This is a genomic window from Polynucleobacter sp. MG-Unter2-18 (assembly GCF_018687675.1).
Classification (GTDB): Bacteria; Pseudomonadota; Gammaproteobacteria; order Burkholderiales; family Burkholderiaceae; genus Polynucleobacter.
In genome coordinates, this window is the sequence record NZ_CP061302.1 from 923,890 (window position 1) to 939,304 (window position 15,415).

Sequence of the window (15,415 nt, forward strand, 5' to 3'; positions counted from 1 at the left end):
TTGAGTATTGCATTAGCAGTTGCTGCAAGAGCTAGCTTCAACAGGCGCTGGTTCTTGGGTATAGCGCGCAATAAATGCATGCTTACTCTTGAGTGGCAATTTAATCCACACGAAGTGACCCGAGCCAGGGGCAACATCAATGGGTTCATCTTTGAGATTCCACATGGCATCGAGCACCATATCTTGATTACCCTCGGGCTCAATGATTTCTAACTTATCACCAATCGAGAAACGATTTTTTACATCTACCTTGACGCGACCAGAGGCCTCATCAATTTCTAAAGTTTCGCCAACATATAGACTTCTACCCGAGAGGGAGTGACCACGCATATAGAGCTGATACTCTTTATCGTGGTGACGCTCATAAAAACCATCGGTATAGCCACGATTGGCAAGACCTTCAAGATTACCAATCAGAGACATATTCATTGGACGACCAGCTACTGCATCATCAATTGCAGTGCGGTAGGATTGGCAGGTGCGAGAAACGTAATAGGGCGACTTGGTGCGGCCTTCAATCTTGAATGAATCGACACCCATCTTTGTTAAGCGCTCAATATGCTCAATTGCCCGCAAATCTTTAGAGTTCATGATGTAGGTGCCATGCTCATCTTCTTCCATGGGCATTAAGTCATCTGGACGACGTGCTTCTTGCAGGAGCACCACATCGCCGCTGGTATTTTGTTGTCCCGGCTTTACTTTGTAATCCCAGCGACAGGCATTGGTGCAAGCACCTTGATTTGAGTCACGATGGGACATGTAACCAGATAGTAGGCAGCGACCAGAATAAGCAATACACAGGGCGCCATGCACAAATACTTCTAATTCCATTTCTGGGCAGTCTTGACGAACTTCTTCAATCTCATCGAAAGAAAGCTCACGTGACAATATCACCCGGCTAATACCAACAGAGCGCCAGAATTTTGCTGAGGCACCATTGACCGTATTGGCCTGAACGGATAAATGAATTGGCATATCTGGCCAAGCTTCTCTGGCCATCATGATGAGGCCTGGATCAGACATGATCATCGCATCAGGTTTTAATGCAACTACAGGATCCATATCTTTAATGTAGGTACGTGTCTTACCGCCATGAGGAAGTAGGTTAGATACCAGATAAAACTTTTTACCTAAAGCATGTGCGGTATCAATACCTTCTTTGAGCGTCTCCATTTTTCCGAAGTCGTTATTACGTACTCGAAGGGAATAGCGCGGCTGTCCGGCATAAATGGCATCGGCACCAAAGTCAAAGGCAGTACGCAGCATGGAGAGGCTACCGGCGGGGGCGAGGAGTTCTGGAATCTTGGTCATGAGCCTATTTTAGTGAATACAGACATTCTTGCTAAATTTAATGGGCTTAAAAGGCTCTAGAGCCTGCTAGATCTGGTTTTATCTATGTATTTCAGCTAATCAGATAGTTAATGAAGAGTATCCTACGGGGTCTGTGGCGCGCCTTTCCACTCGTATTTAGAGCGCCTACTAAAGAATGTAGAAAGAACAATGACAAAACTTACATCCAAACCCATCCTAAAAAAAGCCAGCGGCATTTTGGCTCAAGAGTTTGCTATACCTAAAGATATCGCCTGGGCCTGGGTTACATTGCTGCTTTCGCAAGAAGAGCAAAAGCGCGATAGCGAAGAAAAACGCTACGCCCGTATTGCAGAATTTGAAACCTGGATTATGGAATTAAATCTCCCAGCTGATCCAAAAAATCCCAAGGGCGGCGCAGTAAGTCCAGAGTCAGTAAAAAATTCAGCCAGAAATGTATTTGAGTGGCCTCATGAATATATTTTTGATGAGCCCGCAGCGCCCAAACACCCAGACTCTAAAGTCACCTATGGCGATACGATTACCAAGCCAATCTTAGATGCTATTAAAGATGCCGGAGGATCCGATGATCGCCCAGCACTCATTGCTATTTTGGAAGGCTATGCAAAAGAGGGTAAAGAGCCTTTTGCCAATGTCACAGCAGAGGGCATTGAGTGGAAAGGCAGTAATTGGTCAGAAGGGGATAAGCTCAATCTACTTACCATCAAGACTTTAAATAACCGCCTTGCCAACCTAAAAAAGAAGGGGTTGATTTAGACTCAATTGATTCACCGAGACCGTCAAAGAAAAAACCACCTAAAAAGGTGGTTTTCTTGTATTTGGCTCCTCGACGTGGGATCGAACCACGGACCAACAGATTAACAGTCTGCTGCTCTACCGCTGAGCTATCGAGGAATAAGCCGATATTATAGCAAGATGAAATCATCTACTCCAAGTTCTGTGCAGATCCCTAAAGTATTGACCATCGCTGGGTCCGATAGCGGTGGTGGCGCGGGCATTCAGGCTGACCTTAAAGTTATTTCAGCCCTGGGTGGATATGGGATGACTGTCATCACGGCGATTACCGCCCAGAACACTTTGGGAGTGACTCGTATTCAAGACATTGATCTTGATGTGGTTGAGGCTCAGATCGATGCGGTATTTATGGATATTGGGGTGGACATCGTCAAGATCGGCATGTTAGCCAGTCCAGAGATCGTTCGCACTGTGGCATCTGCCCTAAAGCGCCATGGAGCTAAAACAACAGTCCTAGACCCTGTATTGAGAGCTACTTCAGGTGCTAGTCTTGGCGGAGACGACACCGCTCAAGCCATGATTAAAGACTTATTTCCGATGGCAAGCATAATCACTCCTAATTTAGAAGAAGCGGGTTTGCTCTTAGGTCGTGAGATTCAGGGAGTGAAAGATTTCAAAATGGCGGCAGAGGAGTTGCTTGAGATGGGTCCTCAGGCAGTCTTGATCAAGGGTGGACATCTGGATGCGAGCCATACTCAGCTGACAGATTTTCTGATGTGGCGAACCATTGAAGATGGTCTGGAAGTTGTTCAATCAAAAGAATTTAAGCACTATCGTGTTAATACGCTCAATACCCATGGCACTGGCTGCTCACTATCATCTGCGATTGCGACTTATTTAGCAGATGGTCATGATCTTGCTCATGCGGTTGCTAAGGCGATCTCTTATGTTGAGGCTGGGCTAGAGAAAGGACGCTTCTTAAGTATTGGTGAAGGTCCAGGACCTTTATGGCACATGCATGATTTTTATCCAACTGCATTGCCAGAAGAAGAGGGTAAGTATTAAAGATTAAACACTAAAGACTAAAGATTCAGCCTTAGGTTTTCATTAGCTCTTGGAGTTTCATGACTGCCACCTTAGGATCGCTAGATCCATTGATTGCTCTAACAACCGCAACTGAACCAACTCCGCTTTGCGCTACTGCATGAATACTATTTTCATCAATGCCGCCAATAGCCACTAAAGGATAGTGACTCATCAATTGAGCATATTTATATAAACGTCCCAAGCCTTGCGGAGCGGTTGCCATCTTTTTCAGATTGGTTGCAAAGACTGCGCCCATCGCGATATAACTCGGGCAGAAGCGATCTGCATGAACCATCTCAGCATAGCCGTGGGTACTCAGACCTAAGCGAAGGCCTGCAGTTCGAATTGCCTCTAAATCTGCCACTTCTAAATCTTCTTGACCTAAATGAACACCATAGGCATTAGCTTCAATCGCCTCTTGCCAATAATCATTAATAAAGAGCAAAGTTTTGCTGCCTTTGACTGCTTCAACAGATTGTGCAATCTGCTTACGGATCAGTCTGCGATCATCTGATTTAAGGCGCAGTTGCACCGTTGGTACTTCAGCCTCAATTGAGCGCTTTACCCAATCAGCATCTGGCATAACAGCATATAAACCCAAGCGCTGAGGGCACTCCGCAAAGGCATTGGGATTCATGTTGCGTGTCCAGGGGAGTAAATCAAAATGCTCGGGCCTAGAAGGCCATTTAGATGGATTAAATCCACCATCTTGGTGAGCCATGCGTGACCAAGCTTTGCCTAATACTTTGGCATCACATTCAATAAAGCCCATCTCAATCGATGCAAGTGCGCCTGCCAGCTCATAGTGATCTGCTGCGTGCTCATTATCAATTTTTGGTGGTGGGGATGACGCGCTATACGCTGGGATCGGTAAGCACACATCATCCTTGACATGAGCTGCAACAATTTGATCCGCAAGATCTCGCACTAAGCTCATCTCATTGACTCTTTAACTTTGATGCCAGAAAGGCGTGCCAACTAATGGCGTACTAGCTTGGGCGGATTGTTGGGCTTTCATAGCGCCAGAGAGGTAGGCAGTCCGCCCAGCATCGACTGACATTGCAAATGCATTAGCCATCGCCACTGGATCATCAGCTAGTGCAACAGCTGTATTGAGTAGGACTCCATCAAAACCCCACTCCATTACGCTGCATGCGTGCGAGGGAAGACCTAAACCAGCATCCACCAGAAGAGGAACTGTTAAGCGGTCACGTAAAAGTTTTAATGCATAAGGATTTAAAGGGCCTTGACCTGTGCCAATGGGAGCGGCCCACGGCATTACTGCCTGGCATCCAACATCGACTAAGCGTTGGCACAAGATCAAATCTTCAGTGCAATAAGGCAAGACTTTGAAACCATCTTTAATTAACGTTTCGGCTGTAGATACTAATCGCAAAGTATCTGGTTGCAGAGTGTAGTCATCGCCGATCAGTTCTAATTTAATCCAGCTCGTTTCAAAAACCTCACGTGCCATTTGTGCAGTGGCAATCACTTCTTTTGGGCTGTGACATCCTGCAGTATTCGGTAAGACCGGTACAGCCATTTTCTTTAAGAGGTCCCAAAAACCAGAATGCGCTTCTGTAGTTGAAGTGCCTTGCCGACGCAGGCTTACCGTAATCATTCCGGGATTGGATTGCTTCACGGCATTTTCTAAAACCTGCGGAGAGGGGTAACGCGAGGTTCCTAGTAATAAGCGACTAGCAAAGGTCTCACCGTACAGCACTAGAGAATCGGCCGTCTTGAGAGAGTTTGGTAGAGGTGCTGTCATATTAATCAATTAACCGCCGGTGACTGGTGCAATGACTTCCATCTCATCGCCCTCATGGAGCACTTCTTCTGCATGTCGAGTCTTTGGAACAAATTCATAATTAATGGCAACAGCAAAGGGGGGCTTTGCATTAATCAGCATAAGAACGTCATCAATCGTACTCTGATCTGGAATCTCCTGAGCAACTTGATTCACCATTATGCGCATGTACTCAGCTCCTCATTTGAAGAGGCTGTCACCTGAAGACCCAAATCAATCGCTGTGCTACTAGACCCGGAATCTAATATTTCTAACGCGCAATCCAGAATCGCTGGTGAGATCATGAAACCATGTCGATAGAGTCCATTAATCATCATCAGGCCAGCTTGATTTAGTTTTTGATCAACGGAAATCTCTGGCAGATTATCTTTGAGCGTAGGGCGACATTGCGTTGCCATTTCCAAAATACGTCCTTCAGCAAAGCCACTATGGACGGTATAAACCGCACTAAGTAATTCTAGGGCGGAGCGCACACTCATCGGAGAGAGATCTTCGGATTCAATTTCTGTTGCGCCAACAACGTAGACATCATCCTCTTTAGGGGCGATATAAATCGGATAGCGTGGGTGAATTAGGCGCGTAGGACGACGCAACTTCACTTCGGGGGCATAGAGGCGAATGACTTCACCACGTACTCCTCGTAAATCTTTATCAGAGTTACTAGCATGCTCCCAAGAAGCTTTAGCACCCAGGCCACGACAATCAATGACCCAATCAAAACCATTCTTTTGAGTACGAAGTTGTTCGGGATCGGTAGTTTGATTCCAATGACAAGGCACCTTCATTAAAGTCAGCTCAACTAACAAAGCCTCCAGCAATTGGCGGTTATCAAGCTGGCCTTCATTGGGAAGATAGAGGCCTTGGTTAAACCGTTCAGCAACACCAGGCTCGATTTCTGCAAGAGACTGACTATCCAAATGAATCGGTTTAGAAAGCGCTTGATTGTGATCGCAATTTCTTGCCAGATGGGAGGCAAAGCGCTCTGCATCACTAGTATCTTGACGATGCCACAAGATGAGCGTGCCATTTTGCTGAAAATATACCGGCTTTGCTAATTCATCAATAAGTTGCTTCCAGCGCGGCAGGCTATGAACACCCATGCGTACAACGTTATCTTCGGTGATAGCTGATTCTGCCAATGGAGCCAACATAGCAGCAGCAATCCGAGCTGCCGCTAAGTTAGCGTCTGAACCGCCTTTCTCAAACAGCTCTACCTGAGCGCCGCGCTTAGCAAGTGCGACCGCAAGCAGCCGACCCATGAGGCCGGCGCCGACGATAGCATATTTGCTGTTTGAGAATGCGTGACTCACTTACTGATAAATCTCGCTACCGCGTTTACGGAACTCAGCTGACATTTCTTCCATACCCTTTTGTGGGTCGGTTGAGGCTTCTGCGGTAATGGGAATCACTTTTGACTTAGGATTGCCATCCGCATCTAATGTGGCAGCGTAGTCACGCACTTCTTGTGTGATCTTCATCGAGCAGAACTTTGGTCCACACATGGAGCAGAAGTGCGCAATCTTTGCGCCTTCTGCAGGCAAAGTGGCATCGTGGTACTCACGAGCACGCTCAGGATCTAAGCCAAGATTAAATTGATCTTCCCAGCGGAACTCAAAGCGGGCTTTGGATAAAGCGTTATCTCGTACTTGAGCGCCTGGCAAACCTTTAGCCAAGTCTGCACCATGGGCTGCAATTTTATAAGTGATGATGCCGGTACGGACATCCCCTTTGTCCGGTAAACCTAAATGCTCTTTTGGAGTGACATAACAAAGCATCGCTGTACCGTACCAACCAATTTGCGCAGCACCAATGCCACTGGTGATGTGATCGTAACCAGGAGCGATATCGGTAATCAATGGTCCGAGAGTATAGAAAGGCGCCTCTAGACAGTGCTTCAACTCTTCAGTCATGTTTTCTTCAATGCGTTGCATTGGCACGTGACCAGGGCCTTCAATCATGACTTGCACATCATGTTTCCAGGCTTTGGCAGTGAGTTCACCAAGGGTGTGCAACTCGCCAAACTGCGCAGCATCATTGGAGTCGGCAATACAACCAGGACGCAAGCCATCACCCAAGCTAAATGACACGTCATAGGCTTTCATGATTTCACAAATCTCATCAAACTTCGTGTAGAGGAAGTTTTCTTTATGGTGAGCCAAGCACCACTTCGCCATGATGGAGCCACCACGAGAGACGATGCCAGTAATACGGTCAGCCGTTAAAGGGACATAGCGCAACAACACGCCAGCATGAATAGTGAAATAGTCCACACCTTGCTCAGCTTGTTCTACTAAGGTGTCGCGGAACATTTCCCAGGTGAGGTCTTCTGCAATACCACCGGTTTTATCAAGCGCTTGATAAATTGGAACTGTGCCAATCGGAACTGGTGAGTTGCGAATAATCCACTCACGCGTTTCATGAATATGCTTTCCTGTGGAAAGGTCCATGATCGTATCTGCACCCCAACGAATTGACCAAACCATTTTTTCAACTTCTTCATTAATGGAAGAAGTCACAGCAGAGTTACCCAGGTTGCCGTTGATCTTCACACGGAAGTTACGACCAATAATCATTGGCTCGAGTTCGGGGTGATTAATGTTTGCTGGAATGATCGCGCGACCGGCAGCGATTTCAGAGCGCACGAACTCACCAGTAACAATGTCAGGCAGATTCGCACCATAGCTCTTGCCGGGATGCTGCTTGAGCAGTTGTTTGTATTCTGGATTCTTGCGTAATTGCTCAAGACCCATGGATTCACGCAAAGCAACGTATTCCATTTCAGGAGTCACGATGCCTTTACGGGCGTAATACATTTGGCTGACATTCTGACCCGCTTTAGCAACACGCGGCGGATTGATGTGGGCGAAACGCAAATTCTGCGTTGCCGCATCTTGTGAGCGGGCAACGCCGTACTCAGAACTTGGCCCAGCTAATTGCACTGTGTCACCGCGCTCTTCAATCCAGTTTTTACGTAATAAAGGCAAACCTTTTTCCAGATTGATTACGATCTCTGGATCACTGTAGGGACCTGATGTGTCATAAACCGGTACAGGGGGGTTGGGCACCATTTCTTCACCAACGCGGGTTGATAATTGCTCGATCATGCGAATCGGCGCTTTGATATCTGGACGCGAACCCTCTAGATAGGTTTTAGTAGAAGCGGGGTAGGCAAACTTTTGGCCAAAGTCACGCTCTAAGCTTTTTAAGCTAGGAATTTCTTGTTTTGATTTAGTGCTGGTATCGCTCATGTCCATCTCCTGACTGTTTTTAGATGGACGAAACCGGGTGACGGTCTGATGGAAAACTCCCCACGCCAGCATTACCTGGATCGGGTTATAGGGTCTTTCTCAGCGCCTCGTAGCAAAAAACACTCAAGGGCACCCCTGTTTCATCCTTAGATCTTATTTAACCACGAAATGCCTCTTTGCTGGGTGATCAAAATCAAGCGCTTAAATCCAATTTGGAGGGATCTAGTCCGAACTGGTATTACGCAAAATGAAATCCGCAGTTACAAAGGCAGCATCGCTAGTGAATTCATCGGCCAAAATGCGGGCTGCAGCCTCTGAAAGCGAGATTTCAATAAAACCACTGACTTCTCCGTCATGATTCGTGGGTATAAAGTGATCTGCTAGTTCTAGGTCATAAATATAGAGCTGCTCATCATGAAATCCCCGTCCTTGTATGGGGCGGCGCATGTGTATGCGACCTACGGGCTCAATTTGATCGGAAATCTGGGCTGGCACACCCGCTTCTTCCCACAACTCCCTGCGGGCATTAATCCAAGGGGTTTCATCTGCCCCAATACCACCTGCAGCCAGATTATCCAGACGGCCAGGGTCGGTAGATTTCGTTTCGCTACGTCTCCCAAGCCAAAGATTGCCAGACTTGGTATATCCATTGATATGGGTTGCCATACTGCGAAAGCCAAAAGCTCGGAAGGTAGAGCGCTCTAAACGGAAGTATTCGTGACCGTTTTGGTCAATCCAAGCGAAATCCTCATTCCTCCAACCTGGAATCAATCCACCTTGACGCATCCGATCGGCCATTTTTGAGAGACTCTCGGAGAGCGTTACAGGTTTTGCAGAGTGAATAGTCAGGCGATCGTGGCCGATTTCAATGTGAGGAATCGGGTTTTTCGCCAATGAGTTTTGTAAATAGCCAGTGAAATCAGGGCACAGCTGCCCAATAATTTGTCCAGCTGTGGAGCCGCCCAAGAAATGGATGGGTAGGTAATCTGGTGGAGCCGGTCTTGCCGTATTTTGGAGTAATTCCTCTAGGGCAGCGGTGGTGCTAGGTGTGAGCTTTACTGAGTGCTTATTGTTGAGCTTTTGCATGCTCTAAGTGTAAGAGATATTAAAAATAACAAAAAATTTGCTCTATAAATTTATAAATAAATTTAAATTGTCAACAACTCTTTACGTATATTTTTCCTGAAGGCAGATGCTCATAAATTAAGCAAGCTAGGTCACTCTATACAAATCTACGACTTACGAAAACTTTTGGGTATTTATCCACACAAGCTGTGGATAAGTTCTGATGAAGAAGTGGTCCCGCCGACAGGAATCGAACCTGTATCCCACGCTTAGGAGGCATGTGCACTATCCATTGTGCTACGGCAAGATTGAAAAAAAGTAAAACGTTTTATTAAAAAGATGTTAAAGCAAGTTTCATTATCCACTGATTACCAGCCACACAGTGCCCACACTTGATTGGTGATTGCTACTGTCAACTCTGGTGCAAAGTATGCGGAGAAAATAATTCCTAAGAGCATCACTGTTAGAACATATAAAACCAAGCGCAAAATAGAAGGAGTGGAAATGTTCATGAAAAAATTATGCAGCAGCAAGGCGCTCAATTGCTCGCTCTTTAACAGGTAAATTAATTAAGAATGCGAACACACCAAAAGCAATCGCTATATTCCAGACGATGAGATAAGAGCCGGTGCGATCAAATAGATAGCCACCAAAATAAGCCCCGCAGAAGCTACCAAGTTGATGAGAAAAGAACACCAAACCAGAGAGCATGGAGAGGTACTTCACACCAAAAATCTGCGCAACGATGGCATTAGTCAGTGGGATAGTAGACAGCCATAAGAAGCCCATAATAGCTGCAAAAATATAGGTAGTAGTTGGGCTCAGAGGCATATAAACAAAAGCGATGATCGCCAAAGACCTGCCGATATAGATGGTTGATAAGAGGTAGCGCTTTGGCAAGCGTTGCCCTAATATTCCGGCGGCATAGGTTCCAAAAATATTGAACAGGCCAATTAATGCTAGGGCGGTAGTGGCTACAAAAGGTGCACCAACATCCGGATACATCTTGGATAAATCTTTTAGGTAGGGCGCTAAGTGAACCGCGATAAATACCACTTGAAATCCACAAACAAAATAACCCAAAGTGAGCAATCTAAAACTGGGGTTACCCATCGCCTCTCTTAAAGCTTCTTTAATAGTTTGATTGCTACCTTGCTGTAAATTCACAGTATTGGGTTCGCGTAGCATAAACGCAATTGGAATCATCAGACTTGCCATGATCGCTAGTATGAGTAGTGCATCATTTGCACCAAAATTGGATAACAAGCCTTGCTCAACTGGAATCATTAAAAATTGTCCGAATGATCCTGCAGCTGCTGTGATGCCCATGGCCCACACTCTTTTTTCTGGAGCAACGTTACGACCTAAGATCCCGTACACCACGCTATAGGTAGTTGCAGTTTGTGCAAGACCGATTAGCAAGCCACCTGCCAATGTAAAACTAAAAGCATCAGTAGAGATTGCCATGCCGGCTAAACCCAGCGCATAAAGTAGGCCCCCGGCAATCATAATTTTTAGTGCGCCGTAACGATCGGCTAATGCCCCAGTGATGGGTTGAACTGCGCCCCAAATTAAATTTTGTAATGCGATAGTAAGAGCAAAAGTTTCTCGTCCCCAACCATTGGTAAAAGTAATGGGGAGGTTAAAGAGTCCAAATCCATGGCGTATACCCATCGAAAATGTCACCATCAAACCACCAAAGATCAGCAGATTCCTCAGCGTGAGGGTGTTTGATGGGCTAGATTGCACTGTCATTGATGTTTTTCTCGTAAGTCCGGTATTCAGGATAGCTTGATTATTTGTTTGCCCAAACACCTACCTTCAAGTAGGTCAATAAATATCTGAGGCGCATTTTGAAGGTTTTCAGTAATTTTTTCATGTACCGGCATTCCTGCGGCTCCTAGAAGCCAGGTTTCAGAAAAAGGGGGCTGAGGAATTGGCTTGATCGCTGCACAATTCATGACGGCATGGGTTTGCCATCCCAGCATGCCAATCACTCTATCTCCCGCTTTAAATTGATCCGATTGGGAGTCAATCACGATTCCAATGCCTTCGCCAATGACAACATCGCCAAGCGACATTGAAGGTGCATAGGATTTGCGCTCACTCATTCTGCCGCGCACATAGGGATCTAGCGAAAGCCATTGATTTAAAACTAAGACTTGGCCGTTCTTGAGTGGTGCTATATCAGCGTCAATGCATTGAAAGTTATCTTGTGTTACGGTTTGATTTGGCCTGTTATGCAGAATAATTTTAGTATTCATTTTTTATTACAAAATTTTCTTCGTATCTAATCATCAGTGCTTAGGAAAGTTGTATTTTTCTAGGGTTTTTACTGATTAGTAGGGCCGCAACATTTTTTAATTAATGAGCAATTTTGCCACTTACAAGATTCTTTGGAGTATTTATTTATGTCAGCAGTAAATCATATTAGTTCGTTATTGAAAGATAAAAATCTCCTTAAGGGTGATGCATTTATCGGCGGTAAATGGCTTCAAGCTAAATCTGGCAAAGTTTTCTCAGTAACTAATCCTGCAACTGGCGAAGAAATTGCTCAGGTTCCCAATCTTGATGTTGCTGATGCACTGAATGCTGTTGCATCAGCCGACAGTGCATTTGCTTTATGGCGGACAAAAACTGGCAAGGAGCGTGCTGCGGTTTTGCGTAAGTGGTTTGACTTAATTACAGAGCACACCGAAGATCTTGGGATCATCATGTCTTTGGAGCAAGGTAAGCCTTTAGCTGAAGCTAAAGGTGAGATTCATTATGGATCCTCTTTTATTGAGTGGTTTGCTGAAGAAGCAAAACGGGTAACCGGGGCCATTCCTAGCTCAACTTGGGAAGACAAGCGTCTGATGGTTCTCAAGCAACCAATCGGAGTTTGTGTGGCGATCACTCCTTGGAATTTCCCTAGCGCTATGATTACTAGAAAGGTATCTCCGGCGCTGGCCGCGGGCTGTTCCATTGTTATTAAGCCTGCCGAACAAACACCTTTGTCAGCATTGGCATTGGCTGAACTAGCTTCTCGTGCGGGAGTTCCTGATGGTGTAATCAATATTTTGACTGCGGATGCCCACAATTCCATCGCAATTGGTAAGGCCCTTTGCGATTCTCAGGTTGTTAAGCATCTCTCGTTTACTGGATCTACTGAGGTTGGCAAGTTACTGATGATGCAGTGTGCCCCCACAGTAAAAAAGATTGCTCTTGAGCTGGGTGGCCATGCACCATTTATTGTTTTTGAAGACGCAAACATCGACAATGCCGTTGCTGGAGCCATGTTTGCAAAGTATCGTAATGCAGGACAAGCTTGTGTTGCGGCCAATCGCTTTTATGTGCATAAAAAAGTTCATGATGAATTTGTTGAAAAGTTTTCGGCTGCTACTAAAGGACTCAAAGTGGGGCATGGTTTAGAGTCAGGAGTGACTCAAGGTCCATTGATTGATGAGCATGCACTTGCTAAAGTCCAGAGGCATATTGCTGATGCAGTTGCTAAGGGAGCAACCTTGGTTACCGGCGGCAAGTCTTCTGAGCGAGGCGGTACTTTTTTTGAGCCGACCATTTTGGCTAATGTAGGTAATTCCATGTTAGTGGTAACTGAAGAAACCTTTGGACCAGTTGCACCAGTCATTCCTTTTGAGTCTGATGAGGAGGTGGTAAAACTGGCTAATAACAGTCAATTTGGATTAGCTTCTTATTTCTACAGCCGTGATATTGGTCGAATCTGGAAGGTTGCTGAGGCTCTGGAGTTTGGTATGGTCGGTGTAAATACAGGCCTCTTTTCAAACGAGGTTGGCCCATTTGGTGGAGTAAAACAATCCGGTCTCGGTAGAGAAGGTAGTTCTTGGGGTATCGATGAATACCTTGAGATGAAGTATGTCTGTGTAGGTCTATAAAAAATAAATGGAGGAGACAAAATAATGCATTCCAAGAAAAAACAAAAAATCGGAATCTTCTTAGGCTGTTTATTTTCTGCAGCGATGTTGTTTAGCCAGAGTTCTTTTGGTCAGACAGCGACCGCTGAAGAGTCATGGCCTAACAGACCAATTTCAATGATCATCCCATTTCCGCCGGGCGGGGTTGCCACAGTTGTTGGTAGACCCATTGCTGATGGTATGGCTAAAAATCTTGAAAAGCCCATCATCATGGAGAACAAGCCTGGGGCAGGTGGCGGGATTGGTAATGCCTACGTTGCCAAAGCAAAGCCAGATGGTTACAACGTTTTATTTGCCATGTCCTCTGTTTCTACCATTCCAGAGACGGATAAGATTGCTGGCAAAACAGCTTCGTACGCAACCAACCAGCTAAGACCGATTGGCCGCATTACTTCCGATCCATTAGTGATTGTTGTTAAGAGTGATGCACCATGGAAAACCATGACTGAGTTTGTTGCTGATGCTAAAAAGTATCCAGGTAAATACAATTTCAGCTCTTCAGGTAACTATGGAACTATGCAGTTGCCAATGGAGATGCTTAAAACGAATCAGAATATTTTCGTGGTTCATATTCCCTATGGCGGCGCTGGCCCTGCTGTACTGGCTGTTCTCAGTGGAGAGGTTGATATTGTTGCTAGCGGCCCATCAACCGTCGTTCAAAATATCAAAGCTGGAAAACTGAGAGCTTTAGCTCATACCGGAACAGGCAAGATGGCTGCGCTACCAGATGTTCCTTCTCTCAAGGAGCTTGGAATTCCCGTTGAATACAATCAGTGGACTGGGATTTTTGTGCCGAAGAGTACGCCTGAGCCGATTGTCAAAAAATATCGTGATGCATTGAGAGTTGCTGTTAACGACAATTCCATCCGCTCAACCATTGGCAATGCTGGCAGCCCTATCGATTATCTTGATGAGCCTGAATTCCAAATCTTTTGGGATAAGGATATTGCCAAGATGAATGAAGTGGTCAGAAAAATTGGCAAGCTTGATTAAATCGAGCCATTTTGTCTGAGCAAAACGATATCCTGTGCGCTAAGACCTAGTCTTTCGCGCAGGATCTCATCAGTATGTTGTCCCAATGTTGGAGGTGCCATTCTCACTTCTACAGGTGTTTTTGAAAGTCGCATTGGGCTCGCCACTAGTTTCATATTGCCTGCTGTGGGGTGGGGCACATTCATTTGAATATCACGGGCTTTAACCTGTTCATTTTCAAATACTTCCTGGAAATTATTAATTGGCCCACAGGGAACATTTGCTTTTTCAAGCAAAGATATCCACTCTGCCTTAGTTTTCTTTCTCGTCATTTCCTCAAGCAGAGGTACCAGCTTTTCGCGGTGCTTTACCCGCATTGGATTCTCGGAGTACAGGGGGTTGTCGGCTAAATGGGCTTCATCGCCCGCTGTCACAAAATGCCTAAATTGGCCATTATTTCCTGCAGCAACAATCATCCATCCATCTGATGTTGGAAGTGTTTGATAAGGCACTATTGTTGGAGATGCATTACCCCAGCGTTTGGGGATTTCATCAGAGCATAAATAGGCGCTAGCCACATTTGCCATGACTGCTATTTGCGTATCAAGAAGGGCCAAGTCAATGTATTGACCCTCGCCAGTATGGTTTTTATGGGCAATAGCCGCCAAAATCGAGGTGGTGGCGTACATTCCTGTAAAAATATCGGCGATTGCAACCCCAGCTTTTTGCGGGCTAGCACCCGGAAAGTCGTCCGCTTCACCGGTAACGCTCATGAAGCCCCCCATTCCTTGGACAATAAAGTCATATCCAGGGCGTTTTGCGTAGGGCCCAAATTGACCGAATCCAGTAATTGAGCAGTAAATCAGATCTGACTTTACTTTTCTCAAGCTCTCGTAATCAAGTCCGTACTTAGCCAATTGCCCAACTTTGTAGTTTTCAATAACAACATCAGACTCTTTTGCGAGCTGGCGAACGAGATCCTGACCTTCTGGCTTACTAATATCGATGGTGATTGAGCGTTTATTGCGGTTAATGGATATGAAATACGCACTTTCAGTCGTATCTTTACCATCTTGATCTCTGGCAAAAGGAGGGCCCCAGTGACGTGTATCGTCGCCCTCACCAGGTTTTTCAACCTTAATGACGTCTGCACCAAGATCGGCAAGGTTTTGTGTGCACCACGGGCCGGCAAGTACACGGCTGAGGTCTAAAACGCGAATATGACTTAAGGCTCCCATCCT

15 protein-coding genes, 2 tRNA genes and 1 riboswitch are annotated in these 15,415 nt (G+C 45.7%); of the genes, 4 read left to right on the forward strand and 13 right to left on the reverse strand.

The features are described from left to right. Positions 1–12: 12 nt before the first annotated feature. A complete protein-coding gene (locus C2759_RS04925; protein ID WP_046330128.1) occupies positions 13–1,311 on the reverse strand; it encodes a U32 family peptidase in 1,299 nt (432 codons plus the stop codon). Positions 1,312–1,500: 189 nt separating this feature from the next. Between C2759_RS04925 and C2759_RS04930 the strand changes: the two genes are divergently transcribed. After that, a complete protein-coding gene (locus C2759_RS04930; RefSeq protein ID WP_215356527.1) occupies positions 1,501–2,085 on the forward strand; it encodes a hypothetical protein in 585 nt (194 codons plus the stop codon). A 63-nt stretch (positions 2,086–2,148) separates the two neighbouring features. Here the strand turns inward: C2759_RS04930 and C2759_RS04935 are convergent. Next, a tRNA-Asn gene (locus tag C2759_RS04935) sits at positions 2,149–2,223 on the reverse strand. A 21-nt stretch (positions 2,224–2,244) separates the two neighbouring features. Between C2759_RS04935 and thiD the strand changes: the two genes are divergently transcribed. Next, complete coding sequence (thiD, locus tag C2759_RS04940; protein ID WP_215356528.1) at positions 2,245–3,129, forward strand: bifunctional hydroxymethylpyrimidine kinase/phosphomethylpyrimidine kinase; 885 nt, start codon at positions 2,245–2,247, stop codon at positions 3,127–3,129. A gap of 31 nt (positions 3,130–3,160) precedes the next feature. On the opposite strand, the gene C2759_RS04945 is transcribed toward thiD, so the two are convergent. The 10 genes from C2759_RS04945 to C2759_RS04990 all read right to left on the reverse strand — a co-directional run bounded on the left by C2759_RS04945 (position 3,161) and on the right by C2759_RS04990 (position 11,534). After that, complete coding sequence (locus C2759_RS04945; protein ID WP_215356529.1) at positions 3,161–4,087, reverse strand: thiamine phosphate synthase; 927 nt, start codon at positions 4,085–4,087, stop codon at positions 3,161–3,163. 12 nt (positions 4,088–4,099) lie between these two features. Continuing rightward, a complete protein-coding gene (locus tag C2759_RS04950; protein ID WP_215356530.1) occupies positions 4,100–4,918 on the reverse strand; it encodes a thiazole synthase in 819 nt (272 codons plus the stop codon). Positions 4,919–4,927: 9 nt separating this feature from the next. Then, positions 4,928–5,125, reverse strand: coding sequence for a sulfur carrier protein ThiS (gene thiS / locus C2759_RS04955; RefSeq protein ID WP_215356531.1), 198 nt, complete (start codon positions 5,123–5,125; stop codon positions 4,928–4,930). Continuing rightward, a complete protein-coding gene (locus C2759_RS04960; RefSeq protein ID WP_256441208.1) occupies positions 5,116–6,267 on the reverse strand; it encodes an FAD-dependent oxidoreductase in 1,152 nt (383 codons plus the stop codon). The genes thiS and C2759_RS04960 overlap by 10 nt, the downstream gene beginning before the upstream one ends. Then, positions 6,268–8,205, reverse strand: coding sequence for a phosphomethylpyrimidine synthase ThiC (gene thiC, locus C2759_RS04965; RefSeq protein WP_251367034.1), 1,938 nt, complete (start codon positions 8,203–8,205; stop codon positions 6,268–6,270). Between the two features lie 40 nt (positions 8,206–8,245). Further along, positions 8,246–8,352: riboswitch (TPP riboswitch) on the reverse strand. A 75-nt stretch (positions 8,353–8,427) separates the two neighbouring features. Next, positions 8,428–9,291 (reverse strand): NUDIX domain-containing protein, encoded by an 864-nt coding sequence (locus C2759_RS04970; protein WP_215356532.1) that lies wholly within the window; start codon positions 9,289–9,291, stop codon positions 8,428–8,430. 211 nt (positions 9,292–9,502) lie between these two features. Continuing rightward, a tRNA-Arg gene (locus C2759_RS04975) sits at positions 9,503–9,577 on the reverse strand. Positions 9,578–9,638: 61 nt separating this feature from the next. Continuing rightward, positions 9,639–9,782, reverse strand: a complete 144-nt coding sequence (locus C2759_RS04980; RefSeq protein ID WP_215356533.1) for a hypothetical protein — start codon at positions 9,780–9,782, stop codon at positions 9,639–9,641. A 7-nt stretch (positions 9,783–9,789) separates the two neighbouring features. After that, a complete protein-coding gene (locus tag C2759_RS04985) occupies positions 9,790–11,025 on the reverse strand; it encodes an MFS transporter (RefSeq protein ID WP_215356534.1) in 1,236 nt (411 codons plus the stop codon). A gap of 26 nt (positions 11,026–11,051) precedes the next feature. Then, positions 11,052–11,534, reverse strand: a complete 483-nt coding sequence (locus C2759_RS04990) for a hypothetical protein (RefSeq protein WP_215356535.1) — start codon at positions 11,532–11,534, stop codon at positions 11,052–11,054. Between the two features lie 147 nt (positions 11,535–11,681). On the opposite strand from C2759_RS04990, the gene C2759_RS04995 reads away from it, so the two are divergent. Both C2759_RS04995 and C2759_RS05000 read left to right on the forward strand, forming a co-directional pair. Then, complete coding sequence (locus tag C2759_RS04995; protein WP_215356536.1) at positions 11,682–13,163, forward strand: NAD-dependent succinate-semialdehyde dehydrogenase; 1,482 nt, start codon at positions 11,682–11,684, stop codon at positions 13,161–13,163. Positions 13,164–13,187: 24 nt separating this feature from the next. After that, the gene (locus C2759_RS05000; RefSeq protein WP_251367035.1) at positions 13,188–14,195 is read left to right on the forward strand and encodes a tripartite tricarboxylate transporter substrate binding protein; all 1,008 of its coding nucleotides are present in this window, start codon (positions 13,188–13,190) and stop codon (positions 14,193–14,195) included. Here the strand turns inward: C2759_RS05000 and C2759_RS05005 are convergent. Continuing rightward, entirely contained in the window at positions 14,192–15,412 is a 1,221-nt protein-coding gene (locus C2759_RS05005; protein ID WP_215356537.1) for a CaiB/BaiF CoA-transferase family protein, read from the reverse strand. The genes C2759_RS05000 and C2759_RS05005 overlap by 4 nt on opposite strands. Positions 15,413–15,415 lie beyond the last annotated feature (3 nt).